Raw genomic sequence first — 23,716 nt, 5'->3', positions numbered from 1 at the left:
CTCAGAAGGCACCTCCCTCTGCGTCGGCGAACTTGAAGATGTACACCGACACGACGACGGCGATGATGGCCGCAGTCACGAACGCGACCGTCGCCGAGGTGCCGTACAGTCGTGAGTTGAACGTCGTCACGACGAGACACGACAGCGACGGCACGGTCGAACAGCCCGCCATCGTCTCGATGATGCCGTACACGCGCATCGCGGCGATGGTGCGGAACAGCATCGCGACCAGGATGGTCGGGAGGATGAGCGGGAACGTAATCATCTTGAACTGCTGCCACGGCGAGGCGCCTGCCACCTTCGCCACGTCGTACAGCGAGCGGTCGATGCTCTGCATTCCTGCCAGGATGAGGAGCGCCATGAACGCCGTCGTCTTCCAGACGTCGGCGACGATGATCAGCGTGAGTGAGTCCACCGTGTTCCGCAACGGCGTCGTGCTGATGCCGAGCTGATTGAGCAGCGTCGGGTTCTCCGTGGTCCCGATGAGAAAGCCGATGTTCGGCTGGAACATCAGGAAGAAGATCATCCCCTGGATGACGATGGGGACGGCCCACGGGATGATGATGGCGACGCGGACCCACCGACGACCCCGGAAGTCCTGGTCGAGGACGAACGCCTGGCCGAAGCCGATGATGGTCTCGAACAGGACGCTCACCGCGGTGAAGACCAGGGTGACACCGAGTGCGCTCTGGATGAATCCGACTCCCCCGCCGGGCAGGAACGGCGAGGGGAACTTGAAGTCGATCTGTCCCGTGAGGAGCTGTACGTAGTTCTGGAGGCCGACGAACTCACCCAGACGAGCAGAGCCCGTCAGGGCGTCCGCCGACAGCGACATGAGGAACGTCGACGCCAAGGGGTAGATGGCGATGACGAGCAGGAGCAAGAGTGCCGGGATGAGGAGCAGATACGCGTACTGCGCCTCCGAGAGGTTCTCCATCCAGCGGGTGACCGCCGTAATGGGGCCCCCGCTCGTGCGAACGCCCTCCTCGGTTCGTTGTTCTGTTGCCATGTGTGTTCGTGTGACAGAGTGTACCGAGGGTACTTATGCGCTGTTCTCGATCTGCTCGAGCTGAGACTTCAGGTCGGACATCGCCTGCTGGGGAGTCTTCTCCTGCGCGTAGGCGGCGTTGACCTGACTGGCGATGCGGCCCGACTGCTGGGGCCAGACGACGGTGACGGGCCGCGGGATGGCGTTCTCGCCGGCCACCTTCAGCTGCTCCGTGTAGCGGCCGATGATGTCGACCTCCGCCGCGGCGTCGGAGTCGAGCAGCGTCGGCTTCGGCGGAATCCAGCCGATGATGCGGAACATCGCGAGCGCGAACGACTCCTTCATCATGGCGCGGAGCACGGAGACGGCGGCCTGCTTCTTCGCGGACGACGAGTTCGGGTTCATCGTCATGTGCCAGCCACCGAGCGCGGCGACCGGGCCACCCGTCATCGGGTACTCGGCCTCGTCGGCGGTGACACCGTAGGGGATGGGCATGACGCCGAGGTCCTCGCCGAAGGTGTCTTCGGCCCCGTTGATCGGGATGGCGTACGGCCAGTTGCGGTGCATGATGGCGTCGCCGCTCGTGAACGGCTTGCGCGATGGCTCCTCGGTCCACTGGAGGACGGCTTCGGGGGCGATGTTCCCCGCGAAGTCGCCGCCGATGCCCTCGGGGTCGTCCGTGCCGTGGATGAACGTCCGGACCATCTTGATGGAGTCGATGACCGGCTGCTCGTCGACCGTGATGGGGCGGTCGCCAATGGGGCCGAACAGGTACTGCGAGGGGTCGCCGAAGTACGCGCCACCCCACGAGGTCATGAACTCGTTGAAGTCACAGCACGAGAGGCCCTCGTAGACGTTCGCCTGGAACGTGTACCCGTACTCGACGTCGTTGGCGTCGAGCGCCTCCCGCGTGACCTGCGAGAACTCCTGCCACGACATGGACTCGGTCGCCCACGTCTCGAAGTCCGAGTCGCCGTAGCCCGCGTTCCGAAGGAGGTCCTTGCGGTACTGCATGGTCGGGAAGTCCGGGAACAGCGGAATCCCGTACAGGTCACCGTTCGGTCCCTGTGCGGTGTTGACCGACGCCTGGAAGTACTCGTCTTCGACCTCGCTCACCATCTCGCTCGGGAGCGACTGGCTCAGGTTCTGCAGCTGTTCGCGGGCGATGAACGGAATCGTCCATCCGCTGTCCATCATCATGAGCGTGGGGTCCTCGCGACCCGAGCTCAGCCACTGCTGGTACTGCGACTGGCGGTTGTCCGTGACCTGCGACCCGGCGAGGATTTCGACCGTGATGTTGTCCGGCAGGCCCGCGTCGGTCAGCGCCTGCTGGATCTCTTCGCTCGCGTTGGCGACGCGCGTGTCCGCCGCCCACTGAATCGTGATCTCTTCGGTCGGCTCCTCGGTGCTGATGGGCGTGTCCGTCGACCCACCGCTGCCGCCATCGGAGCCGCCACCGCCGTTACCATCGGAACTGCCGCCGCCGGTGCTCACACACCCTGCGAGCCCGACTGCGACCCCCGAGGCCCCTGCTGCCTTGACGAAACTCCGCCGCGACACACCCGATTCGCTGTCGTGTGGCTCAGTATCGACCATTACAGTTCGATGTGTTAGTATACCTCTTATTTATTCTTTCGGTAATTGTTACTACCGCAGTTGTAGTAAATTCGCCGTCATCACTACGCGTGAGCCCGAAGGTGGCCACCGGCTCATCCGACCGCCCCGAACCAGTCCCCTTCCGTAGGCGTATGTGACTTCACGACTTAATGCTTCAGTGGATCGGTGTCCGGACCGCGCAGACGCAACGACTTTACCGACCTCTCGACAACATCCGCCGACATGGACCCCGCGACCCGCGACTTCCTGCGCCGTCGGTTCAGCGCGTACTACGCGTCGACCGACGTCGACCTCCCGCCGGCGGCCGAGTCGCGCGAGTGGGGCTACATCCCGTGGACCGCCGGCGGGACCACGATGGTCCGACACAAAGCGCTCGTCGACCTCGGCGACGTCGGGACGTTCCTCGCCGACGAGGCGCCCCGACACGTGTACTTCTCGGCCGCCGAGTATCGGGCCCCCGGTGCTGGAACGATGGACGAGAAGGGGTGGCTGGCGGCCGACCTCGTCTTCGACCTCGACGGCGACCACCTCGACGGCGTCGACGAGTCGACGCCCTACCCGGAGATGCTCGAGCGGTGTAAGGGCGCGCTCGTCCGCCTCGTCGACCTCCTCACCGACGACCTCGGGTTCTCGAACGATGACCTCCAGGTCGTCTTCTCGGGAGGTCGTGGATATCACGTGCACGTGCGCGAGGAGAGCGTCCGGACGCTCGACTCGACGGCGCGGCGCGAGGTCGTCGACTACCTGCGCGCCATCGACCTCGACATCGACGGCCTCGTCCGGACGGAGACCAGGCGGGGAACGACGCGCCGGATGCTCAAGACCGAAGGCGGTTGGGGGGCGCGGACGCACCGCCGACTCCTCGCGTTCGTCGACGAACTCGCGGCGATGGACGAAGCCGACGCGACCGCGCGGCTCATGGAACTCGACGGCATCGGCGAGAAGCGCGCCCGAACTATCCTGGGCGCGTTCGAGACCACCCCGGAGGCCGTCCGAACCGGGAACCTCGAGGCCGGCGGCCCCGGCGTCAGAACGCTGGTCGAGTCACTCGCACGGGAGGTCGTCGCCGACGAGACGGCGCCCATCGACGAACCGGTGACGACGGACCTCCGACGGCTCATCCGGTTCCCGGGCAGCCTCCACGGCGGGACGGGGCTCGTGGTTCGCCGGCTCCCGGTGGCGGGTATCGAGTCGTTCGACCCGCTCGTCGACGCGGTGGCCGAGCCGTTCACCGACCGGGAGATACGGGTCGAGGTGACCGAGCCCGGCCCGGTGCAGATGGAGGGCGACAGCTTTAGGGTAGAGGAGGGTGTCGTGTCGGTTCGTGAGTGCGTCGGCGTGTTCCTCCTCGCGCGAGGGCGCGCGGAAGTCGTTCAGTCGTGACCCGGTCCGAGACGAGATGATCCCTAACAGATGAACCTCGAAGAGTTACGCAGTGTGCAACGGGCAGAGCGCCAGAAGGACAGCCTCCAGCACCTGCGGGACTCCTTCTACGAGGACGTCGCCGACTACGTCGCCCAGTTGAAAGACGAGCGCGAGCGGGCCGTCGAGGCGGCCGACGACCCCTTCGCCTCCGAGGACGTCCGCCAGCTGACAGACACCATCGAGTCGACACAGGAGGTCGCGAACGCGCTGTACGAGCGTCGCGTGGGCAAGGTCGTCAAACACGCCTCGTTCGCCGCCGCGGACATGGCGACGGACGAAGAGGGAATGACCACCGAGGAGCGGGAACTGTTCGACGACCTCGTCGCGCGTATCCGGCAGAACCGTGAGACGGTCATGACGACCCTCGAAGGGACGGGTGGGGCGAGCGCGGCCGGGAGTGGTCCGGTCGACGACGCGGTGCCGGAGGCGGGGGCGACCGGGGGACAGTCGTCCGACGTCGGACGTGACCGACCCGCCGATGCCTCGGACGACCTCCTCGTGGACGCGCTCGGGAACGAGTCCGCGGCCGGTGAGGCCGGTTCTCCGCCCGCCCCGCCGGACACGCCCGCTGCCGAAGAGACGACACCGGCCGGTGAGGCGGCGGAGACGGAGACGACGGACGGGGACCGGCCCCCCGAGGGGGTCGTGGCCGCCTCCGGCGATTCCAGCGAGGCGACGGCCGACGGTGCGGCCCCGACGGCCTCGGCCGTCGGCGACGAGTCGTCCGCGGACGAGACGACCGAGACGGACGAGGCCGGGACCGGCCTGACGCGGACGACACTGCGCATCACGGCGGACGTCGGGACCGTCTACGGCGTCGACGAGCGCGAGTACGACCTCGCGCGCGACGACGTGGTGATGCTTCCGACGACCAACGCCGACCCCCTCGTGCAGAAAAACGCGGCCGAACGCATCGACTGAGGACTGCCGTGAGCCGGGTCCGGATGTCGCTGCCCCGAGCGACTACCGGCAAGCGGTCACGGCAGTCATCAGGGTTCTTGCCATCCGCGACGCGAGTACGACCATGCTCGAAACTGGGACGACAGCCCCGACGTTCGAACTGCAGAACCAACACGGCGAGACAGTCTCGCTGACCGACTTCGACGGGTGGGTGGTCGTCTACTTCTACCCCCGCGCGGACACTCCTGGGTGTACCACCGAGGCGTGTGGCTTCCGTGACTCGCTCGACGCGTTCGAAGAACGAGGTATCTCGGTCGTCGGCATCAGCGACGACCCCGTCTCCGACCTCGCCGCCTTCGCCGAGAAACACGACCTCTCGTTCGACCTCCTGTCCGACGAGTCCGGCGAGGTCTCCGCGGCGTACGACTCCTACGGCGAGAAGAACATGTTCGGCAAGACGTTCGACGGGGTGTTCCGCAACACCTACGTCGTCGGTCCCGACGGACGGGTCGTCCGCGCGTACGAGAACGTCTCGCCGGAGGACCACGCGGAAGGCATCCTGCTCGACCTCGAAGACGAGTTATAAATCAGAAGAGCGACACCGCTCCAGTCTAGCGATTTGACACACCCGATTTCCGGTGAAACGAAGTCGTGTCGTCGCGCTGCCCGACGAGGTGTTCGGACCTGCGACTCGGGGGAGCGGGGTTAAGAACCTGTCGAAGGGACGGCTCGGTGTGGGTGTCGGGCTGTTCGGCGAAGCGGAGCGCGTCGAAGACGTGCGAGGACCCGAAAAAAGGTCCTACTGGAACGTCCGGCTGACCTCGGTCTCGGCGTCGCGTTCGACCTCGCTCTTCTTGAAGCGCTGTTCGATCTCCTCGTAGCGCCGGCGGGTCTCGTCGGTGACCGAAGGCGTGACCTCCTCGATGGCGCTCTCGAAGTGGTCCATCGTGATGCGGACGTTACCGACCGAGTCGCCGATCTCCTCTTTGGAGACGCTGCGGATGAACTCCCGGGAGGCGCTCATCGCGGCCTCGCGGCAGACGGCCTCGACGTCGGCACCGACGTAGCCCTCCGTCCTCGACGCGAGCGCGTCGAGGTCGACGTCGTCCGCGAGCGGCTTGTTCCGGGTGTGCACGTCGAAGATGGCCCGGCGGGCTGCCTCGTCGGGGACGGGCACGTGGACGTGTCTGTCCAGCCGTCCGGGGCGGAGGAGCGCCGAGTCGATGAGGTCCGGACGGTTCGAGGTGGCGATGACCACGACGTCCTCGAGCGCTTCGAGGCCGTCGAGTTCGGTCAACAGCTGTGAGACCATGCGTTCGCTCACGCCGGAGTCACCGGTGTTGCGGCCGCGCTCGGTCGCGATGGAGTCGATCTCGTCGAAGAAGACGACGGTCGGTGCGTTCTCCCGCGCCTTCTTGAACACCTCGCGGACGCCTTTCTCCGACTCCCCGACGTACTTGTTCAGCAGTTCGGGACCCTTGATGGAGATGAAATTCGAGTCGGCCTCGTTGGCGACCGCCTTCGCCAGCAGGGTCTTCCCCGTGCCCGGCGGCCCGTAGAGCATGACGCCCTTCGCGGCCTCCATATCCAGCTGCTGGAACACCTCGGGGTACTCCAGCGGCCACTGGATGGTCTCGCGGAGGCGCTCTTTCGTGCCTTCGAGCCCGCCGACGTCCTCCCAGGTGACGTCGGGGACCTCGACGAACACCTCACGCAGCGCGGAGGGCTCGATTCCCTTCAGCGCCTCCTTGAAGTCGTCGAGGGTCACCTGCAAGCGTTCGAGGATCTCGGCGTCGATCTCCTCGGCCTCGAGGTCGAGTTCGGGGCGAATCCGCCGCAGGGCGTTCATCGCCGACTCCTTGGCCAGCGACTCGAGGTCCGCGCCGACGAAGCCGTGGGTGTTGTCGGCGAACTCGTCGAGTTCGACGTCGTCTGCGAGCGGCATGTTCCGCGTGTGGACCTGCATGATCTCCTTGCGGCCCCCACGGTCCGGGACGCCGATCTCGATCTCGCGGTCGAACCGGCCGCCGCGCCGGAGCGCGGGGTCGATAGCGTCCACCCGGTTGGTGGCACCGATGACGACCACCTGGCCGCGTGATTCGAGACCGTCCATCAGCGAGAGGAGCTGGGCGACGACCCGGCGCTCCACGTCACCGCTCGTCTCCTCGCGCTTGGGCGCAATGGAGTCGAGTTCGTCCATGAAGACGATGGCCGGCGCGTTCTCCTCGGCCTCCTCGAAGATCTCTCTGAGCTGCTCTTCGGACTCCCCGTAGTACTTCGACATGATCTCGGGGCCCGAGATGGTGTGGAAGGAGGCGTCGATCTCGTTGGCGACGGCCTTCGCGATGAGGGTCTTCCCCGTTCCGGGCGGCCCGTGCAAGAGCACGCCCTTCGGCGGGTCGATGCCCAGCCGCGAGAACAGCTCGGGGTGGCGCATCGGCAGCTCGATCATCTCGCGGACCTGTTCGAGCTCGCGGTCGAGCCCACCGATGTCCTCGTAGGTGATGGAGGGGCCGCCGTCGCTCCCGGCCGAGGTCTCACGGATCTGCTCGGCGGGCTTCTGTGAGATCTCGACGTCGGTCGAATCGTTGACGACGACCGTCCCGGACGGCTGCGTCGATGCCACCCGCAACGGCACGGTCTGGTTCGACGAGGCCATGAAGCCGAAGCCCAGCGGGAGCTGGACGGTCTGCCCCTTCGTCACGGGCTGGCCGGCGAGCTTGTCGCGGATGTACGTCCCGATGTTCCCCCCGATGCGGAGGTTCTGCGGGAGGGCGACTGTCACCCGCGAGGCGGGCTTGACGTCCGCCTTCTCGACCTCGACGCGGTCGTCGATGCCGACGTTGGCCTGCTGGCGGAGTCGGCCGTCGATACGGATGACGCCCGTGCCCTGGTCTTCGGGGTAACCGGGCCACACCCGCGCGATAGTCGAACCGTTCTGTCCCTTGAGGCGGATGAAGTCGCCGCCCTCGAGACCGAGTTCTTCGGCGGCCTGGCGGTCGATCGCGGCGAGTCCGCGCCCTGCGTCCTTCTGTTTCAGCGGTCGAACGATGAGTTTCATACTGGGTCTGTGTGGTGTGTCTGTGGTGTCTGCGCTGTCGCCGGCCGCGTCACTTCGTGACCGTGATGGTCATGACGCCGTTCTGCACGGCGACGTCGGCGTCGGTGCCGGGGAGCTCGAACTCCGTCTCGGCGACCCTGTCGCCGGTGTCGATCACGACGATGGCGGTCGTTCCGACGACGTCGACGTCGATCGCGTCGTCGGCGACCCCGAGGTCGGCCGCGACGATCCAGCTGTCGTCGTACTCGTAGCGGCGGAGGAACCGGTCGTTGGCACCGGCGAACTGTTGGGTACTCATGATAGCAACTAACCACAAGTTAGCTTTATAAGTATATAAACCTTTCGCCAACGAATCGGCAGACAGCGTCCGGATACCGCTGAACGGTCGTGTTGCGGTTCCACCGTCGTCCCGGGCCGCGAGCCGGGTGGACGGGGCTTTATTCGGCCTCCCGATAGAGTGCTCACATGGACCGGATTACACACCATGGGCGGACCACGGTCGCCCGGACGCGGGGGCGAGACACCGACGGTCCGGGCCTCCTCTGCGTCCACGGGAGTGGTGGATCGCACGCGGCGTGGCGGGCGCAGTTCCGCCTCGCGGACACGACGCCGGTCACCGCGCTCGACCTGAGCGGGCACGGCGAGAGCGACGACGTCGACGCCGACCCGGGGTACGAGACCCTCTCGGCGTACGTCGACGACGTCGTCGCCGTCGCACGCGCGGTCGATGCGCGCGTGCTCGTCGGCAACTCGCTCGGCGGGGCCGTCGCACTCACGACCGCGCTCGAACGCGACCTCGACCTCGACGGCCTGGTCCTCACGGGCACGGGCGCGCGACTCGCGGTCCTCGACGACCTCCTCGCGTGGCTCGATGACGACTTCGACCGAGCCGTCCAGTTCCTGCACGAACCCGACCGGCTCTTTCACGAGCCGAGCGACGCGCTCGTCGAGGCCTCGACGGAGGTGATGTACGACGCCGGGCAGGCCGTCACCAGCCGTGACTTCCAGACGTGCCACGGGTTCGACGTCCGCGACCGCCTCGAGGAGGTCACGACCCCCAGCGTCGCCGTCGTCGGCGTGCACGACCAGTTGACACCGCCGTGGTACCACGAGTACCTCGCCGACAACCTCCCCGCGTGCTCGTACGAGGAAGTCCCCGACGCGGCCCACCTGGCGATGCTCGAACAGCCGGCCGCGTTCAACGCGGCGGTCCGTGCGTTCCTCGACGACCTCGCCGACTGACTCGCTGGCCGGCGTTCCGCGCGCACCGCTTATCCGTCTCGGCTCGCTAGAGGAGTCGATGAGCGACGACGAGGACGTGACCGTCACGGTCACTTACTACTGTCCGCACTGCGGCGCGCTGGCCGAACTCGAACGCGACGCGTACCTCGCCGACAAGGCCGTCACGCCGTACCCGTTCGAGGGCTGGACGTACGCCGCACCCGACGACGCGTACGAATCCGCCGAGGGAGTCCGGTTCGTCTGCGGTGACGAGACGCTGAAAGACGGCGAGGAAGGCTGTGGCGAGCCGTTCTACCTGAGCTTCGTCAAGTACGAGGACGGACGAGAGATCGACCCGCGCCAGCCCACCGAGCGCGTCGAACTGAGCGACGGCGTCAGTCCCCGTGGCCCGCGCGGTCCGCGCGGTCCGTCGGGGCCGACGGGGTAGCCTCCCTATCGACGGCCCGGCCGAACGGGCCGATGAGCGTGGTGAGACCGGTGAGACCTGAGATGGGTCGCGTGGGGAACAGTGCCGCCTCCCGCGCCCCCTGGGCCGTGCGCACCCGTGACGACGAGACGGGACTGCTCCCGCACGTGTAACTCGCGACTGGACGAGGAAAGACGGTGACGCCCGTTCCCAGTCGTCTGTAACCGGCGTGGGCTTCTTCGAGCCGACTCAGCCTTTGATGTTACACACCGGGAACGTCCGGGCGACCGTCTCACCGATTCCCAGCGCGTCCGAGACGCGGACCACCTCGTCGACGTCCTTGTAGACGCCGGGGGCCTCTTCGGCGACGGTCGCACCCGACTGGGCCTTCACGTATATCTGCTGACCCTCGCGGAGTTCCGACTGCACGTCGCCACCCCAGAACTCCTTTTTCGCCTGCGTCCGGCTCATCAGCCGGCCCGCGCCGTGGGCCGTCGACCCGAAAGAGCGTTCGAGCGAGCGGTCGCCGCCCCGAAGGACGTACGACCCCGCGCCCATGCTCCCGGGGATGATGATGGGCTGGCCGACGTCGCGGTACGCCGGTGGGACCTCCTCTCGTCCCGCGGGGAACGCCCGCGTGGCCCCCTTGCGGTGGACGTACAGTTCGCGCTCGCGTCGTGCCACACCCTCGTTGTACGCGGTCGGCACGCCGTCCTCGTCGACGGCGACCTCGTGGACTTCCTTCTTCGCGATGTTGTGTGCGACGTCGTACAGCAGGTCCATCTCGAGGCTCTCCCACGGCGTTCCGAAGACGTCGGCGAACACCTCGCGGGTCCGGTGCATGATGAGCTGACGGTTGACCCACGCGAAGTTGATGCAGGCGCACATCGCGCGGTAGTACTCGTCGGCGAGCGCCGACCCGGCCGGCGCGGCGGCGAGTTCGCGGTCGGGCAGTTCCGCGAGGAGGTCGCCGTGTTCCTTCTCGATGCGTCGGAGGTAGTCCGTACAGGTCTGGTGGCCCAGCCCGCGAGAGCCACAGTGGATGAGCACGACGACCTGGTCTTCGGTCAATCCGTACGCGTCCGCGACGTCCTCGCGGAAGACGTCGGTGACGCGCTGGACCTCGAGGAAGTGGTTGCCCGACCCGAGCGACCCGACCTGGTTCTTCCCCCTGTCCTTGGCCTTCTGCGACACCGCGTCGGCGTCGGCTTCGGGTCTGAACCCCTCGTCCTCGCAGTGGGTCAGGTCGTCCTCCACGGCGTAGCCGCGTTCCAGTGCCCACCGCATCCCGTCTTCGAGGATGCGTTCGACCTCGGCCGCCGAAGTCTCGACGACCCCGCCGCCGCCGAGCCCCGAGGGGATGGCCTCGAACAGGGCGTCGACGAGTTCCTGTTCGCGGCCCTGGACGTCCTCGTAGGTGAGGTTCGTCCGCATCATCCGGACGCCACAGTTGATGTCGTAGCCGACCGACCCGGGCGAGATACAGCCCGTCTCGACGTCCGTCGCGCCGACGCCGCCGACGGGGAAGCCGTACCCCTGATGGCCGTCGGGCATACACACCGCGTAGTCCGCGATGCCGGGGAGGTGTGTCGCGTTTCTGAGCTGCGAGAGCGTCTTGTCGTCGCCGATCTGTTCGAGGAGCGCCTCGCTGGCGAAGACGCGCGCCGGGACGCGCATCTCGCCCTCGCGTTCGATTTCCCAGACGTACTCGGAGACCTGTTCGAGCGTGACGTCGCCGAACTGGCGTGTGGTCATACCTCTACTCTCGACGCGTTCGGTGGAAAGGGTTCCGTCCCTGGGGCCGGTCAGTCGGCGGTGCTCGGAGACTCGTCCAGCGGGTTGGGGACCGCGTCGGGCACCTCACGCGCGGCCCACGCGTCGAACGAGAAGGGGCCGGCACCGGTGACGAGCAGCGCGCTCACGAGGCCGAACACCGAGATGTGTGCGACGACGGGGTCGTCGGGGAGGCCGAAGAGCGTCGTCGTCAGGAGGAGGAACGCCACGCCGGAGAAAAAGCGGGTGAAGACGCCGAAGAGCAGGGCGAAGCCGACGGCCATCTCGGTGAGGCCCGCCCCGACGACCCAGAGCGCGGGGTCGACCGGCACCACCGCGGTGAGGTCGTACTTGGCGACGACGGCCAGCGAGTCGCCGGGGTTCGCGAGCTTCTGGACCACACCGAGGTAGACGAACGCCACCCCCATGCCCGCACGGAGGACGAGCGGGACGTACTGTCTGAAGCCGTCGACGCGCGCGACGACGGGGACGGCCACGCGCCGGTAGAAGGGGTCGATTCGCGAGTACAGCGTGCGGTCGTCGGCGGCCATGCGTGCGATAACCTGGTCGGCGCTCGGGCGCCCCCCGCCGACGAGTGCGATGGCGAGGAAGCCCGGGACGTACTCGAACGCGAGGAGCAGGTCGGGCGAGGCGGCGAGCGCGGCGAGGTAGACGGCGAGCCCGAACGAGGCCACCAGTCGGGTCCCGAACCCGAAGAGGAGCAAGAACCCGACGGTGATGCCGAACAGCCGGACGAGCGTGGGTTCCGCGGGGGTGAACACGGGAGTGAACAGGTAGCCCGCGAAGCCCGCCCCCACGAGCGGCAGGCCGACGCTGAGCCGGAGCAGCCACGGGAGCAGGTCGCGGTAGCCCGCGAGCAACTCCCGCAGGAGGAGCACGTCGCGGCGGACGGGACGGACACGGAGGTACGCGAGGAGCGAGACGGCCCCGACCCCGGCACCACCGGCGAGCAGCACCGCGTTCACCGGCTCGGCGAGTGTCGAGAGCAGGAAGCCGAGCGGGTCGACCGCGTCCCCGCCAGGCGTGACGTACTGGACGTGCGCGCGAGCAGGTGTGGCGAACGCGGCCGCGAACGCAACGCTCAGCAGTACGGTCGTTCCGGCCGACCACTTCCGGCGGACATTCATCACTCACATCTGAGTACTCGAGCGACCTAAGCAGTGCGCCCCTTCGCCCGTCACCCCGAGGACGATCACGAACGTTCGGCCGTGTTAGACGTCGAAGACGACGTACGCCTCCCAGCCGTCGTCGCCCGCTTCGAGTCGCATCTCCGAGTACGTCACCGCCTTGACGTCGCGCGCGTCGACGCGCTCGAACGGAACCCCTCGTGCCCGGCCCTCGACGCGCCACTCGCCCGTCGCGTCGGCCGGCTCCGAGACGACGGCCTCGTTGTCGGCGGGGAGGACGCCGCGGACGTCGCGCTCGTAGATGAGCTGGTCGAGGTAGTCGAACAGCAGCGCCTCGCGTGACTCGGCCTCGACGGTGAACGACATCGGTTCGTCGGCCTCGTCAGGCGGGGGGACGTCGTCACACATCGCCGCCGTGAGGCCGTCGGCGACGGCGGCGAACACGCCCGAGAGGGTGGCGGCCTCGGCTTCGACGGCGACGTCGGCGGTGTGGTCGCGGAGCCGGAACGTCATCGTGAGTCCCCCCGGTCCGCGTCGCGGTCGCGTCCGGCACGCTCGGCGGGTCGGCCGTCGGTCCGGTCGCGGTCGTCGGGGTCGCGGTCGGCCCGTTCTGCCGGCCGGGACTGGGTCGCGTCGCGCGCCTCGCGGGCACGGTCTGCCTCGCGGGCCGGACGCGTGCGGTCGGGGTCGCGGTCGGCGTCGGGGTCACGCTCCCGTTCGACGATGTGTCGGGGGCGACCGGCGAACTCCGGGTCGACGTCGGCGCGGTATCGTGCCGCTCTGTCGCGGTTCGTCCGCCGACCGAAGGACGTCGCCGCGCCCGGCTGCGTTCGCCGGTCGACGACCTCTCCCTCGGCGAGCGTCCTGATTTCGTCCCCGGAGAGGCCGCTCTCGAGTTCGGAGTCCGCGATGGCGACGCCGCTCGTGACGATGGTCTGGACGCCTTCCTCGACGGTGAGGTCGACGTCCATCACGCGGTCGACCGGCAGGTGGACGAGGTGTCCGCCCATCACGGGGTTCGGTGCCATCGGGAGGAACATCGTGACCATCTCCTCGTGCGGCGTCGGGTCGGCGAGCGCCTCGGGCGTCGCCGTCGTGACGAAACCGAGCGTGTACGAGCCCTCGTGGGGGAACTCGACGAGCTTCACCTCGCGGAAGCTCTCGGTGTCCGAGGAGAGGACGACGTCGGACATCTGCCGGAAACTCTCGTAGATGGACCCGAAGCCGGGGATGCGCGTCGCCGCGCGGTCGAAGTAGTGGACCGCCTGCTCGCCGTAGCGCGAGCGCTCGACGACGAAGCCGACGCCGAAGACCCCGGCGAGGACGACGACGGGGATGGACAGCTCCAAGAGGAGTTCGGCCGACACGACGAGGCCGGGGACGACGACGATACGGTCCGAGAGCGAGAAGAGCGCGGCGACGAGCGCGAGATACCGGTAGAGCGTGTTGAACAGGAAGGCGAAGACGAACGTCGTGAGGAGGACGGGGACGAAGACGGCGACACCCGTGAGCAGCGACTCACGGACGACGTCGGTCAGAGAGCGCACGGGGGTCCGCTCGGACAGCTGCGCCATACCATCACCTGTGAGTGGTGCCTACCAAAACGTTCCGGGACTCGCGCTCGTCTGGGCCCGCACGGCGGCTCCGGTCGACAGAACGGACGGGTTTTGTCCGTCGCCGCTGACTCGTGAGTCGAGAGATGGTCTCAACACTCGCGTGGGTCGCGCTCGCGCTCGCCGTCCTCGGCGTCGTCGGGAGCCTCCTGCCCGCCGTGCCGGGCGCGACGCTCTCGCTCGCCGGCCTCCTCGTCTACTGGTGGTCGACGGGGTACGCCGACCCCTCGCTCGTCGTCGTCGTCGGCTTCGTCCTCGTCGCCGCCGTCGCGAGCCTCGTCGACGTCGCCGGGAGCGCGCTCGCCGTCCGTGCGGGGGGCGCGTCGCCGCTCACCGCCGCGGTCGCCCTCGTCGCCGGACTCGTCCTCGGTCTCGTCACCGGTCCCCTCGGGTTCGTCGTCGGCGTCGCGGGCGCGGCCTTCGCCGTGGAGTTCTACCGCACGGGGGAGTCCGAGGCGAGCACCCGTGCCGCACTCTACGCGACCGTCGGCGTCCTCGGCTCGGCCGTCGTCCAGTTGCTCCTCACGCTGAGCCTGCTGGTCGCGCTCGTCGCCGTCGTGTTCGTCTGACTGCCGACAGCTCCCGGCCATTGGGTGGCAGAGCTGTGCCATCCAACGCCGGGAGCTGTGACGTCAGTCCGTGGTGTCGGCGACGGCGCGGACGGGCGCGCCGTCCGCGTCGAGGGCGAGCGGGTACGCGTGCAGCTCGAACCGCGGCGGCACGCGCGCCAGTCCGGTCAGGTTCTCGTAGATGAGTCGGTCCGCACCGAGGAGTGTGTGGTGAGCGCCGAACCCCGTCGGCTCGTCCTCGCTCGCGTTCGGACTCGGCGTCGGGTCGACGTTCAGCGCGTCGGTGGCGACGTGGTAGTCGTGTTCGACGCACCACGCCGCGGCCGCCTCGGTGAGGTACGGGTGGTCGAGATACCGGTCGGTCCCCCAGTGGTCGTCCCACCCGGTGTGGAGGACGAGGAGGTCGGCGTCCGTCGCTTCGGGGAGGTCAGCGACGTCGATCGGCGCTCTGGCGTCACGTCGGACGTCGGCCACCTGCGCGTCGAACCGGAAGGTGTCGAGCGAGAACTCACCCAGCGTCTTCCCGTCCCGTTCGGTGTGGCTCGGCGCGTCGACGTGGGTGCCGGTGTGACTCCCTATCGAGAGAGCCGTCACCCGGTAGCCGTCGGCGTCGAATCCGGCGTGCGGCGAGAGGGCAACGTCGGGGTCGTCCGGGTACGTCTGCATCCCCGTCTCCAGCGGGTGTGAGAGGTCGTACGTGGGCATACGTCCGACTTCTCAGTGGAGGAGTTACGTCTTGTCGTGTGAATACACACCACAACGTTTATGCGTCGCATTGTAGACTGTGGATAACATGTGGCATAACGTTACCACCGTCCGCCGCGCCGTGTGCGCCGCACGCGCGGGTCGGGGGGAGGGACAGGATGGTTAGTCAGACCGGCGGCTTCGCGCTCCTCGCGCTGTGGGGGGCGCTCATGATCGGACTGACGTACTACATCTACCGGCGACAGGGCGTGACCGACACCCGCGAGTTCATTACCGCGGGCGGGCGGGCGCAGGTCGGCCTCACCACTGCCTCGTTCGCCGTCACGTGGATGTGGGCCGGGGACATCCTCGGCGTCCCCGAGTACGTCGGCTTCGTCGGCGTCGCGGGCATCTGGATGTACGCCGCGCCCGCCGTCCTCTCGTCGTTCGTCGTTATTCCCTTCGCCCTGCGGATGCGCAAACTGTTCCCGCAGGGGCTGACCTACAGCGAGTACTTCATCGAGCGGTTCGACAAGCGCGCCCACCTCGCGGTGGTGTTCGTCATCCTCTACACGATGGTGCTCGGCGGCGTCATCCAACTGTACGTCGGCGGCGCGGTCATCGGCGGACTCACCGGCATCGACACCAACGTCGTGATGGCCGTGCTCATGGGCGTCATCGGCGTCTACATCCTCCTCGGCGGCCTGTGGGGGTCGATGACGACCGACTTCATCCAGTTCGTCTCGGCCGTCGTCCTCACGCTCGTGTTCGTCCCCATCCTCCTGTTCGAGGCCGGCGGTCCCGGCGTCGTCTACACCAACATGGTCCAGAACCTGGGGTCGGACGCGTCGAGCTTCCTCTCGATGGCCAACTTCGCGCCCATCGAGGACTTCTTCCTCCCGTACGCGCTCGGTCTCGGCGTCTGGGGCGTCGTCTCGCTGGCGACGTGGCAGCGCATCTTCGCCGTCCGCCGCGACAAGACCTCCCGCTTTCTCACCATCGGCGGCATCGGGGTGTTCACGACCATCGCCATGTACGCCGTCATCGGCTTCGTCGGGTTGGCCGTCTTCACCGACGTCGCACCCGGTAACCTCTCGGTGGAGACGCTCTCGCTCCTGCCGGAGTGGGCGACCATCGTGTTCTTGCTCGTGACGTTGATGGTGCTCGGGTCGTCGACGGACTCGTATCTGACCGCCATCGCCTCGCTCACCTCCCGCGACATCTACTACCGCCACCTGAACACCGACGCGAGCGACGGACAGCAACTCCGCGTCGCCCGCGTCGCCAGCATCGGTTTCGCGGCCATCATCTTCGTCGGCACCGTCTTCGCCATCGACAGCGTCGGCTTCATCGAACTGCTGCTCATCGGTGGGATCGGCGCGAGCGCGCTCGTCGGTCCCTTCGCCCTCTCTTTGTTCTGGCGGAAGGCCTCTTCGGCCGGCTTCGTCACCGGTGTCCTCGTCAGCCAGGTCGCCACCGGGTTCTTACTCGCGTCGACCGTCGGCGTCATCTCGGGCGGCGTGACGCTGAAGCTCTGGGAGATCATGGCCGTCGGCCATCTCGTCTCGACGGGGCTGACGCTCGTGGTGAGCCGGCTCGCCCCGGACGACTTCGCGTTCGAGGACATCGCACAGGAGGGCTCGGAGATGCTCGCCGACGGCGGGGCGGCGGTCGAAGACGAGGGTGAGCGCCGATGATGGGTGAGACGCTCTTCACGGCGCTCATCGCCCTCTTCTGGGTCGCCGAGTTCGCCTTCGCGGGCGTGGTCGTCTACTGGTTCGTCAGTCAGGGCTTCGCCGACGAGGAGAAGGGGGCCGCAAGCGGCGTCAAGCCGCTCGAGTCGAAGCGGGTCACGCGCAACTCGCTGTTGATGTGGGGTGGTTTCTTCCTCGCGCTCGTCCTGCTCATCGTCGTCGGTGCCTGAGGTTCTTCGCGCCGCTACTCCGCCTCGACGCCCTCCTCGGCGAGGGCCGCGCGGACGACCGAGGCGGGCTCGAACGCGCTTCGAGCGACGGGTTCTCCGAGCGTCTCCCACGAGTCGACGAGCGACCGCTCTGCCAGCAGCGCGATGGACAGTTCGCCGATGCCCCCGTACGTGAGCGACGCGAAGTCCCAGCTCGGCTCGCCCCGCGGGAACGGCCCGGACTCGCGGGGACGGCGGATGTCGAGGACGCCACCGACGTTTGCGGTCGTCGCCAGCGCGAGGTCCTCGCTCTCGGCGAACCGGGTGAGCGGAAACTCGCGGTTGTCGACGATGAGGACACCCATCTCCTCGGCCAGGACGGCGTCGACGTCGGTGCGGCCGGCCTCGATGAGGAGGCTCACCACGTCCATCGTCGACCCCTCGCCGCTCAGCGTGTCGATGTACCTGTTGACCGTCTCGTCTCCCGGACGGTACTCCACCAGCCCGGCGGTCGTGAGGTCGACGTCGATGCCGCGCGAGAGGAGCACCCCGTCGAGGGTGATGCTCGACGGGAGCTTGAGTTCCACCGACGCACCGGTCACGCGCGCGGCGACCATCGCCGGGCCCAGCGGCGACGCACCGAGTGCTTCCAGTGCGTCGAACGCCGCGGGAGCGTCGTCGACCGGGACCTCGGCGGTACAGGGGAGGAGTTCGCCCGCGTCCTCCGTCGGGTCGTACGTGACCTGGCTCGTGAGCGTCGCGATGCGTTCGCGCACCTGTCGCAGCCGGCCGCCGACGTCGCCACGGTCGAGTTCGGCGTCCCCCGCCTCGGTGAGTCGGCGGCCCTTCCCGGGCACCTTCTGGGTGAAGCCGGCCTCGTCGAGGTCCGACAGCATCAGCCGGACCGTTCGGCCCTTGATGTCGTAGCCGCGCTGCTGTAGCAGGTCGACGAGGCGGATGCTCCCGATGGGCTCGTTCGCCCGGATGAGCCGCAGGAGGTCGTACGTTCGACGGTCGAGGTCGACGGGCATCGTTGGTCACACACTCTCCCCGCCCCACATAGGCGTGCTGTTCGACCCGACCACACGTCTCGACCACGTGCGGCAGTCGACTTCCACCGTCTGTCCCGTCCCGGTAGTCGGCCGCTCGACGGGTGACCCACGGCGCTCGTGGCCACCACACTCGTTTCATGCGACAGTTCGTCGGCGTACTGGGGGGTGGCTTCGACTGCCGTGTCGCAACCGAATTTTTAATACCGCCTCTCACAGACTCATCGAAAGGCGGAAGTGAGCTTCCACAATGAACGGTGAGATATGATGGACGAACGAACCGAAACGCGCGCCGAGACGTTCCGTGAGCGGACGACGGGAGCGTCGGTCGAACTGCCCTACGCGGGAATCGACACGTTCCTGAAGTCCTCCCTGCGCTCACCGAGCGACGTCGCGGGCGTGGACGCGGCCGTGCTTGGTGTACCGTACGACGGTGCCGTCTCGAACCGGCCTGGCACGCGGTACGGCCCGGGGGCTATCCGCGAGGCCAGCGCGTGGTGGGCCTACCTCTCGGGCTACAAGGGCGGGTTGACGAACATGCGCACTGGCCGCGAGGTCGACTTCGGCGCGCTCGACCTGGTCGACTGCGGTGACGTCCCCGTCTTCCCGATGGACTACGAGACCACCGCCGAGAGCGTCACCGCCCACGTCGCGACCGTGGCGGCCCAGGGAGCGATGCCGGTCCTCCTCGGCGGCGACCACTACTGCACCTTCCCGTCGGTACGCGGCTTCGCCGAGGGAATCGACGCCGACAGCGTCGGGGTGGTCCAAATCGACGCCCACACCGACACCGCGGCCGAGAGTCCCGTCTTCGGCGAGCACTTCCACGGCTCCAGCACCCACCACATCGCCGACACCGAGTTCTGTGACTACGAACACGTCGCGCAGGTGGGGATTCGGGGGTACGAGTCGCCGGCGTTCTTCGAGTTCGCCGACGAGACCGGGCTGACGCTCTACACGCAGGGCGACGTCGCCACGCAGGGAATCGCCTCGGTCGTCGAGGCGGCCATCGATAGCGTCTCGGCGGGTACCGACGCCGTCTATCTCACGTTCGACATCGACGCGGTCGACCCGAGCGTCGCCCCCGGAACGGGGACGCCCGAACCCGGTGGGCTCACCGCGGACGAGGCGTTGACCGTCATGGAGACAGCCGGGGCCCGCGACGAGGTGGGAGCGGTCGACCTCATGGAGGTCGCACCGGGCTACGACCCGACGGACGGCACCCAGCGGCTGGCGGCGTACCTCCTCGTGACGTTCCTCGAACGCCAGTTCGCCGAGTGAGTCCGCGGCCACCGGGGCAGACGGACCGGCGAGGCGTCGAATGCTTAGAACTATACCCCGTTCTCGTCTGATACGTGGTATGTACCCGGCGCTCGGGACGATTCACGTCCTCCACGTGGACGACGAGCCGGACTTCACCGCGATGGCTGCTGCGTTCCTCGAACGAGAAGACGACCGGTTCGAGGTCGAGACCGCGCCCAGTGCGCGCGAGGGACTCGCGCGGTTGGCCGCCGGACACGTCGACTGCGTCGTCTCCGACTACGACATGGCCGGACAGAACGGAATCGAGTTCCTCGAAGCCGTCCGCGAGGCACATCCGGAGCTCCCGTTCGTCCTCTTCACCGGGAAAGGGAGCGAGGAGGTCGCCAGCGAGGCCATCTCGGCGGGCGTGACGGATTACCTCCAGAAGGAGACGGGCACGAGCCAGTACACGCTGCTCGCGAACCGCATCGTGAACGCGGTCGAACAGCACCGGGGTCGCGTCGCGCTCGCGGACAGCGAGAAGCGCCTCTCGCTGTTCATCGAACAGTCGCCGCTGGGGGTCCTCGAGTACAACGAGGACTTCGAGATCGTCCGGCTCAACGGGGCCGGCGAGGAGATCCTCGGATACGCCGAGGAGGAACTGGTGGGCGAGACCTGGGAGGCGCTCGTGACCGACGCCAGCTACGAGAACGTCGACGCGGTCACCGACGCCCTCTCGGAGGCAACCGGCGGCTTCCACAGCGTCGACGAGAACGTGCGCAAGGACGGGACACACATCGTCTGTGAGTGGCACAACCGGGTCGTGACCGACGAGGACGGCTCGGTCGTCGCCGTCTTCTCGCAGTTCCAGGACGTCACCGAACGCACCGAGCGCGAGCGGGAACTGGAGGCGACGCGGCGCCGGCTCGAAGCCATCCTCGAGAACACGACGACGCCGATGTTCATGAAGGACGACGAGGGGCGGTACGTCTTCGTCAACCAGAGCCACCGTGAGCTGTTCGACGTCGACGACGAGGAGATCATCGGGCGGACCGACTACGACCTGCTCCCGGAGGAGATGGCCGACGAGGTGACGGCGAACGACCACGCCGTCTTCGCGCGCAACGAGCCAATCGAGACCGAAGAACGGGTCTCCGTCGACGGCGAACCGCGGACCTTCCTCTCGACGAAGGTGCCGATCTACGACACGGGCGAGCGGTCCGACCCCGACGAGCCAGTCGCGGTCTTCGGCGTCGCCGTCGACATCACCGAGCGCACCGAGCGCGAGCGGGAGCTGAAACGCTACGAGAGCCTGGTGAACACGATGCAGGAGGCGGCCTGTATCTACGACGCCGACGGGCGGTTCGAGGTCGTCAACGAGTACCTCGCGGCGTTCTACGGCACCACCCGGGAGGAGCTCGTGGGCCAACAGAGCGGCCTCGTCCCGCACGTCCGCGCCGAGGGAGACGGCGACAGGTATCAGGAACTCCTCAACGGGGAACGCGAGGCGGTCTGCGGTGAGCTCGAAGTCGAGTTACGCGGCCACGGGCCGGAAACCCTGGAGTACCGGCTCACGCCGCTTCGCATCGACGGGGACGTCGAGGGCGTCATCGGCGTCGCTCACGAGATAACGAGCTTCAGAGAGCGCGAGCGGGAACTCGAGCGACAGAACCAGCGGCTCGACTCGTTCGCCAGCGTCGTCTCACACGACCTGCGGAACCCGCTGAGCGTCGCCGACGGCCGGCTCGAACTCGCGATGGAAGCGTGCACCAGCGAGCACCTCCCGCCCGCGGCGCGCGCGATTCGACGGAGCCAGACGCTGGTCGAAGACCTCCTGACACTCGCTCGAGAAGGCGAACGCGTCCAGGACACCACCACTCCCGTCGACGTCGCGACGCTCGCGGCCGAGTGCTGGGACCCCGCCGTCGCGAGTGACGCGGCCCTCGTCGTCGAGACCGAGCGGACGGTCCGAGCCGACCGCGGTCGCCTCCAGCAACTGCTGGAGAACCTCCTCACCAACGCCGTCGACCACGGGGGGACGACCGTGACCGTCGGCGACTACCCCGGGGGGTTCTACGTCGCCGACGACGGCCCCGGCATCCCCCGCGACGAGCGCGAACGGGTGTTCGAGGCGGGGTACTCGACCGACCCGGAGGGGACCGGGTTCGGCCTCGCCATCGTCAGGGAGATCGCCGAGGCACACGGGTGGACCGTCAGGGCGACCGACGGCGACCGCGGCGGTGCCCGGTTCGAGGTCACCGGCGTCGACGACGTGTGAGCCGGGGGAGAGCCTACGGGTGTGCGAAGTAGACGAGGCTCTCGTCGCCCGACTGCGCGCCGTCCGCGGCCACCTCGTCGACGCGGACGAAGCCGATCCGCTCGAACTGTACCACGTCGTCCGCGTCGCGGTCGGCGAAGCCCGGTTCGGTGCGGCCCATCACGTCGCCGTCCATCGTGCGCATCCGGACGGGGAGTGAGCCGTCGGCGGGGACCCAGTGGACCACGTCAACGTCGCCCTCGCGGACCACGTCGATGTCGTCGCCCGTGAACTCGAACGCGTCGCGGGTGTGGCGGACGCAGCCGTACCCTTTCAGCCAGACACGCTCGCCGTTGGCGGGGACGTCGTCGGGTTCGACCAGGACGGCACCCGCGACCGGGATGTGTCGCCGCCCGCGCTCCTCGTGGTCGGGGTGGACCGGGGGCTCGCCCGCCTCGGGACCGGCGACGACGGCCTTCTCGACCCCGTCGCGCACGAAGAAGCACCGGTCGCTCGCGTCGTCGACGAGGTCACGGTTCTTCGCGTAGACCGAGGACATCGAGAGGTCGACGTTGGAGGTGGAGGTGCCCAGTTCGATCATCGCCTCGACGACCGCCTCGCCGCGGATGCCGCGTCGCCGGAGGCTCCCGAGCGTGGGCGCACGCGGGTCGTCCCAGCCGTCGAGGTCGCCCGCCTCGATGAGCGCTTTCAGCGTCGAGGTCGAGAGCTTCACGTCGTAGGCGTCGACGTTGACGTGGCCCCAGTGGATGACCTCCGGATACTCCCAGTCGAAGTAGTCGTAGACGAACTGCTGGCGCTTCGCCGAGTCCTGCAGGTCGATGCCGCGGATGATGTGGGTGATCCCGAGCAGGTGGTCGTCGACACCGGACTGGAAGTCGAGCATCGGCCAGCATCTGTACTCGGCGGCCTCCTCGCGCGGGTGGGGCGTGTCGATCATCCGGAACCCGACCCAGTCGCGCAGCGCGGGGTTCTTGTGTTCGATGTCGGTTCGCACGCGAAGCACCATCTCTCCCGAGGCGTACTCGCCGTTCACCATCGCGTCGAACTCCTCGCGGGTGGTCTCCGTCGATTTGTCCCGGTGGGGGCAGGCCTCGCCGGCGTTCTTCAGGTCGGAGAACTCCGCTTGGGGACACGAACACGTGTACGCCCCGCCGGCGCCGATGAGGTCGTGGGCGTACTCGTAGTACGTTTCGACCCGGTCGGAGGCTTTCACGACCTCGTCGGGTTCGAACCCGAGGTAGTCGATGTCGTCGAGGATTGCGCCGTACGCGTCCAGGTCGGGCCGCTTCGTCTCGGGGTCGGTGTCGTCGAAGCGGACGACGAACTCGCCGTCGTATCTTTCTTTATAAGTGCCGATGACCGCCGGCATCCGGGCGTGGCCGATGTGCCACGGACCGTTCGGGTTCGGCGCGGCGCGCATTCGGACCTGTTCGTACGCGTCGGCGTTCGGGAGGTCGGGCAGCGTGTGGTCGTCGCCCTCCTCGTCGGCGTCGAGTTCGTCGGCCCGCTCGGGAGCGAGTTCCTCCAGGCGGGCGCGTTTCTCCTCGGTATCCATCGCGTTCACCTGCTGGACGACCCCGGCGACGACACCGGGAATCTCGTCGCCGTGCGGTCGGAAGTCGGGGTTCTCGCCCATCATCGGCCCCATCACGGCACCGACGTCGGCGTCGCCGTCGTGCTTCAGCGCGTTGAACAGGGCGTGGGCTTCGGCGACCTGTTCGACGCGCTCGCGGAGTTCGTCTTCCATTGTCTCCTTGTCGGAAAGGGGTCGGCAAAAGAGACCCGGATTCCCGGCCTCGGTGGGCGACGGTGCACGCG

Annotated in this window: 21 protein-coding genes; 10 read left to right on the top strand and 11 right to left on the bottom strand. The window is 67.9% G+C overall.

Annotated elements, in window-relative coordinates; genetic code table 11:
• Position 1 precedes the first annotated feature (1 nt).
• Entirely contained in the window at positions 2–1,009 is a 1,008-nt protein-coding gene (locus E6N53_RS10075; protein WP_136590217.1) for a carbohydrate ABC transporter permease, read from the bottom strand.
• A 33-nt stretch (positions 1,010–1,042) separates the two neighbouring features.
• Positions 1,043–2,584: a substrate-binding domain-containing protein gene (locus E6N53_RS10070; RefSeq protein WP_136590216.1), complete on the bottom strand. Its 1,542-nt coding sequence runs from the start codon at positions 2,582–2,584 to the stop codon at positions 1,043–1,045.
• Between the two features lie 243 nt (positions 2,585–2,827).
• On the opposite strand from E6N53_RS10070, the gene priS reads away from it, so the two are divergent.
• From priS to bcp, 3 genes are all read left to right on the top strand, one after another.
• Positions 2,828–3,988 (top strand): DNA primase catalytic subunit PriS, encoded by a 1,161-nt coding sequence (gene priS, locus E6N53_RS10065; protein ID WP_142858947.1) that lies wholly within the window; start codon positions 2,828–2,830, stop codon positions 3,986–3,988.
• Positions 3,989–4,018: 30 nt separating this feature from the next.
• A complete protein-coding gene (locus E6N53_RS10060; protein WP_142858945.1) occupies positions 4,019–4,951 on the top strand; it encodes a hypothetical protein in 933 nt (310 codons plus the stop codon).
• 103 nt (positions 4,952–5,054) lie between these two features.
• A complete protein-coding gene (gene bcp / locus E6N53_RS10055) occupies positions 5,055–5,516 on the top strand; it encodes a thioredoxin-dependent thiol peroxidase (protein ID WP_142858943.1) in 462 nt (153 codons plus the stop codon).
• Between the two features lie 213 nt (positions 5,517–5,729).
• Here the strand turns inward: bcp and E6N53_RS10050 are convergent, their stop codons facing one another.
• Entirely contained in the window at positions 5,730–7,991 is a 2,262-nt protein-coding gene (locus E6N53_RS10050) for a CDC48 family AAA ATPase (RefSeq protein WP_142858941.1), read from the bottom strand.
• A gap of 49 nt (positions 7,992–8,040) precedes the next feature.
• The gene (locus E6N53_RS10045; RefSeq protein ID WP_142858939.1) at positions 8,041–8,289 is read right to left on the bottom strand and encodes a DUF7127 family protein; all 249 of its coding nucleotides are present in this window, start codon (positions 8,287–8,289) and stop codon (positions 8,041–8,043) included.
• 167 nt (positions 8,290–8,456) lie between these two features.
• On the opposite strand from E6N53_RS10045, the gene E6N53_RS10040 reads away from it, so the two are divergent.
• Both E6N53_RS10040 and E6N53_RS10035 read left to right on the top strand, forming a co-directional pair.
• Entirely contained in the window at positions 8,457–9,233 is a 777-nt protein-coding gene (locus tag E6N53_RS10040) for an alpha/beta fold hydrolase (protein ID WP_142858937.1), read from the top strand.
• Positions 9,234–9,309: 76 nt separating this feature from the next.
• Entirely contained in the window at positions 9,310–9,660 is a 351-nt protein-coding gene (locus E6N53_RS10035; RefSeq protein ID WP_142859636.1) for a DUF7969 family protein, read from the top strand.
• 228 nt (positions 9,661–9,888) lie between these two features.
• Here E6N53_RS10035 and E6N53_RS10030 read toward each other — a convergent pair whose 3' ends face one another.
• The 4 genes from E6N53_RS10030 to E6N53_RS10015 all read right to left on the bottom strand — a co-directional run bounded on the left by E6N53_RS10030 (position 9,889) and on the right by E6N53_RS10015 (position 14,134).
• A complete protein-coding gene (locus tag E6N53_RS10030; RefSeq protein WP_142858935.1) occupies positions 9,889–11,394 on the bottom strand; it encodes an RtcB family protein in 1,506 nt (501 codons plus the stop codon).
• A 50-nt stretch (positions 11,395–11,444) separates the two neighbouring features.
• On the bottom strand, positions 11,445–12,560 hold the full coding sequence (locus E6N53_RS10025; protein WP_142858933.1) for a DoxX family protein: 1,116 nt from the start codon (positions 12,558–12,560) through the stop codon (positions 11,445–11,447).
• A gap of 84 nt (positions 12,561–12,644) precedes the next feature.
• Positions 12,645–13,073: an archease gene (locus tag E6N53_RS10020; protein WP_142858931.1), complete on the bottom strand. Its 429-nt coding sequence runs from the start codon at positions 13,071–13,073 to the stop codon at positions 12,645–12,647.
• Positions 13,070–14,134 carry a DUF502 domain-containing protein gene (locus E6N53_RS10015; RefSeq protein WP_142858929.1) on the bottom strand — a complete coding sequence of 355 codons (1,065 nt, stop codon included), beginning with the start codon at positions 14,132–14,134 and terminating at the stop codon, positions 13,070–13,072. Before E6N53_RS10015 ends, E6N53_RS10020 begins: the two co-directional genes overlap by 4 nt.
• Positions 14,135–14,259: 125 nt before the next feature.
• Here E6N53_RS10015 and E6N53_RS10010 point away from each other — a divergent pair, with 125 nt between their 5' ends.
• Entirely contained in the window at positions 14,260–14,742 is a 483-nt protein-coding gene (locus tag E6N53_RS10010; protein WP_142858927.1) for a DUF456 domain-containing protein, read from the top strand.
• Positions 14,743–14,805: 63 nt separating this feature from the next.
• On the opposite strand, the gene E6N53_RS10005 is transcribed toward E6N53_RS10010, so the two are convergent.
• A complete protein-coding gene (locus E6N53_RS10005; RefSeq protein WP_142858925.1) occupies positions 14,806–15,447 on the bottom strand; it encodes a cyclase family protein in 642 nt (213 codons plus the stop codon).
• Positions 15,448–15,605: 158 nt separating this feature from the next.
• On the opposite strand from E6N53_RS10005, the gene E6N53_RS10000 reads away from it, so the two are divergent.
• Both E6N53_RS10000 and E6N53_RS09995 read left to right on the top strand, forming a co-directional pair.
• Positions 15,606–17,123, top strand: a complete 1,518-nt coding sequence (locus E6N53_RS10000) for a sodium:solute symporter family protein (protein ID WP_136590203.1) — start codon at positions 15,606–15,608, stop codon at positions 17,121–17,123.
• Entirely contained in the window at positions 17,120–17,350 is a 231-nt protein-coding gene (locus E6N53_RS09995; RefSeq protein WP_136590202.1) for a hypothetical protein, read from the top strand. Before E6N53_RS10000 ends, E6N53_RS09995 begins: the two co-directional genes overlap by 4 nt.
• A 14-nt stretch (positions 17,351–17,364) precedes the next feature.
• Here the strand turns inward: E6N53_RS09995 and E6N53_RS09990 are convergent, their stop codons facing one another.
• Complete coding sequence (locus E6N53_RS09990) at positions 17,365–18,360, bottom strand: NrpR regulatory domain-containing protein (RefSeq protein ID WP_136590201.1); 996 nt, start codon at positions 18,358–18,360, stop codon at positions 17,365–17,367.
• Between the two features lie 285 nt (positions 18,361–18,645).
• Here E6N53_RS09990 and speB point away from each other — a divergent pair, with 285 nt between their 5' ends.
• Both speB and E6N53_RS09980 read left to right on the top strand, forming a co-directional pair.
• Complete coding sequence (gene speB / locus E6N53_RS09985) at positions 18,646–19,659, top strand: agmatinase (RefSeq protein ID WP_236642332.1); 1,014 nt, start codon at positions 18,646–18,648, stop codon at positions 19,657–19,659.
• 79 nt (positions 19,660–19,738) lie between these two features.
• Positions 19,739–21,898: a PAS domain S-box protein gene (locus tag E6N53_RS09980; protein WP_142858923.1), complete on the top strand. Its 2,160-nt coding sequence runs from the start codon at positions 19,739–19,741 to the stop codon at positions 21,896–21,898.
• A 13-nt stretch (positions 21,899–21,911) separates the two neighbouring features.
• On the opposite strand, the gene E6N53_RS09975 is transcribed toward E6N53_RS09980, so the two are convergent.
• Complete coding sequence (locus tag E6N53_RS09975; RefSeq protein WP_142858921.1) at positions 21,912–23,645, bottom strand: glutamate--tRNA ligase; 1,734 nt, start codon at positions 23,643–23,645, stop codon at positions 21,912–21,914.
• Between the last annotated feature and the right edge of the window lie 71 nt (positions 23,646–23,716).

It is taken from the genome of Salinigranum halophilum (assembly GCF_007004735.1).
GTDB classification, from domain to species: domain Archaea; phylum Halobacteriota; class Halobacteria; order Halobacteriales; family Haloferacaceae; genus Salinigranum; species Salinigranum halophilum.
The sequence above is the reverse complement of the archived record's forward strand: the minus strand, read 5'-3'. Positions and strand labels throughout refer to the sequence as shown.